This is a genomic window from Streptomyces sp. NPDC006450 (assembly GCF_040612195.1).
Lineage (GTDB): Bacteria > Actinomycetota > Actinomycetes > Streptomycetales > Streptomycetaceae > Streptomyces.
On sequence record NZ_JBEXPT010000251.1, the window covers coordinates 1 to 2,808 of the forward strand.

Annotated in this window: 2 protein-coding genes; both read left to right on the plus strand. The window is 72.2% G+C overall.

The annotated features are described in order from the left end of the window. Positions 1 to 637 precede the first annotated feature (637 nt). Positions 638 to 1,531 (plus strand): LysR family transcriptional regulator, encoded by an 894-nt coding sequence (locus ABZY57_RS32545; protein ID WP_356518122.1) that lies wholly within the window; start codon positions 638 to 640, stop codon positions 1,529 to 1,531. Between the two features lie 150 nt (positions 1,532 to 1,681). After that, the coding region (locus tag ABZY57_RS32550) for a hypothetical protein (RefSeq protein WP_356518124.1) at positions 1,682 to 2,808 on the plus strand (1,127 nt) is incomplete at its 3' end.

A 2,808-nucleotide genomic window follows, 5' to 3' on the forward strand; every position in this document is an offset into this window, starting at 1 on the left:
GGTCCGGGAAGGCCGCGCAGGACGTGGAGCCGGCGGAGGCTGCTGGGACGGAGGGCCAGGCGAGGGCTGGGGGGACGGCTCGGGCTGGGGGGACACGGACGCTCCTCTTCCAGTGCTGTGTGACATGGCGCAGTGCGGGGCGGAAGACGGGGGGAGAACCGGGCGGAAGGCGCGGGAAGGCAGGGGAAGGCGTGGGCGAAAGGCGGCGGACGAGACGCCCTCCCCTGAGGAGCCGAGGGGGGCGGTCGCGCGAAACGGCCGGGCGATCCGGCGGGGACAGGGTTGAGCGGTGGTCAAATTCCCTGTTGCCGGGATGCATCGTGCGGTGGCGGCCCTGCACTGTCAACGGTCATCCGGAGCCGTTCACTTCGCCCCCCGGTCGGATTCAGGCCACCCGAACGGCTCCCCGGGCATGCCCTCGCCGCGCTCCCGTCGAGGCCATGACCTGCGGTGTTGCGCCGGAACCACCCGCGCCCTGCCCACCTGTCGGCGCAGCTCAGCAGCTCGGGCTCATGCCGCATGGGTATGAGATGTCACCGGCCCGGCATGAGCACCTTTGCGGCACCTTTGCGGAGTCTGACGGTTGTTCACCCGACGCGGTCTTACAGGTACACCCTTGCCCGGTTACCGTCCGGTCATGACCCCCACCCTCGCCCAGCTCCGCTACCTCGTCGCCGTCGCCGACTGCCGTTCCATCACCGGCGCGGCGGCCTCCGTCTTCGTCGCCCAGTCCGCCCTGTCCCGCGCCGTCCAGGCCATGGAACGCGACCTCGGGGTCGACCTCCTCGCCCGCCGGGGAAGGGGGGTCGACCTCACACCGGAAGGGGCCCGGGTCGTCCGGCTGGCCCGCACCGTGCTCGACGCGGTGGAAGCCATCGACGACATCGGCACCCCCCACGGACTGGGCGCCAGGGCCGCCCTGTCCCTGGTCACCACCCCCACCCTGGCGCTCGACCTGGCCTCCGAGCTGGTACACACCTTCACGGAGCGACACCCCGGCCTCGACGTCAGACTCCACCAGTACGACAGCCGCGAGGCCGTGGTCCAGGAACTCACCCAGGGCCGAGCCGAGTTGGCTCTCGTCGACCTCCCCCTCGACCAGGATCTCTCCACCCATTACATCCAGGAGCGCGAGGTCGTCCTCATCTCGCCCGCCGGGTCGGCGCTGCCCGACCCGCTGCCGTTCCGCGCACTCGACGGACTGCCGATGGTGCTGCCCACCCCCGGGACCGGCCGGCGCACCGAGATGGAGGCCATGTTCAGCTGTCTGGGCGTGCGCCCGGTGCCCTGTCTGGAGGTGGACGAACGCCTCGGCTGGGTGACGGGTGTGACCGACGGCCGCGGCTCCCTCATCTGGTACCGCGACGTGGTCGCCCGGGCCTTCGGCAGCAGGGCGGAGATACGTTCCTTCACCCCACCCCTGCTGCGCCCGGTGGGCATCGCGCACGCCCGCCGGCCGCTGAGCCGGGCCGCCCGCGCCTTCATCGCGCACGCCCGGCACAAGGCACCCGTACGCGAGCCCTCGCGGTGACCGCGCGGGCCGTGGGCACCGCCGGTCCGAGGCGGGCCGGGCGGAGGGCCCCTCCTGACGGCCGGACATGCCCGCTCGGCATTGAACGATGCTCAAACGGGCGGCGATTGCCCCTGGCGGCGGCACCCGACTCCCCCTCACATGGTGGCCATGCCCCGACTACTCCTCACACCCCCACGGGCCGCCGCCCTCGCCACCGCGACCCTCGCCATGGCCCTGCCGGCCGCGGCCTGGCTGACCGGGCCCGCCGCCGGACCCGCCGACGCCGCCGCTCTGATGCCCGCGTCCGCACCCGTGGCCGGCGCCGCCGCCGCTCCCGAGCGCCAGTGCACCCTCCCCGGAGGCCTGGCCGAGATCAGCGGGCTCGCCATGAGCCGCAAACATCCCGGCGTGTTCTACGCCGTCAACGACAGCGGGAACACCAACCAGGTCTTCGCCATCGACTGCAGCGGCGCCACCGGCCTGCTCAAGGCCACGTACACGGTCTCCGGGGTCGGCAACACCGACTGGGAGGGGCTGGCCATCGGCAAGGACCCCTCGGGTCGCCCCACGATCCTGGTCGGCGACATCGGAGACAACTTCGGGAGCCGCGCCGAGATCACCGTGCACTCCTTCACCGAGCCCGACCAGCTCGCCAACGCCTCGGTGACACCCGTGACGTACCGCTTCACCTACGCCGACGGGAAGCACGACGCCGAATCCCTGCTCGCCGATCCCGTCACGGGCCGGATCCTCATCGCGAGCAAACTCATAGGAGCGGCAGGCCAGTTGTACCAGGCCCCGCTCTCACCGGTGCCCGGGCAACCGAACACCCTGACGGCCGTCCGACCGGGCCCGGTCTTCGCCACCGACGGCGCGTTCTCCCCGTCGGGGGCCTCGTACACCCTGCGCAGCGGCGGTCCCCTGGGGGCCAACACGGCCTCGGTGTACGACACCTCGGGCTCCAAGCTCGCGGACGTGGCCCTGCCCGCCCAGTCGCAGGGCGAGACGGTGACCTACGCCGACTGCACCAGCCTGCTCGTCGGCTCGGAGAACGACACCCAGATCTGGCGCGTACCGCTACCCCCGGAGGCCACCCCGGGCTGCGGCGGCACACCGACTCCTACTCCCACGCCGACTGCCACACCCACGCCGACACCAACGCCTTCGCCGACACCCACACCGACTCCCACCCCCGGTGACCTGAAGCTGGCCAACCCCGGCCCCCAGAGCTGCAAGTTCAACCAGAACTGCACCATCCAGCTCACCGCCACGGGCGGCAAGCCACCCGTCCGCTA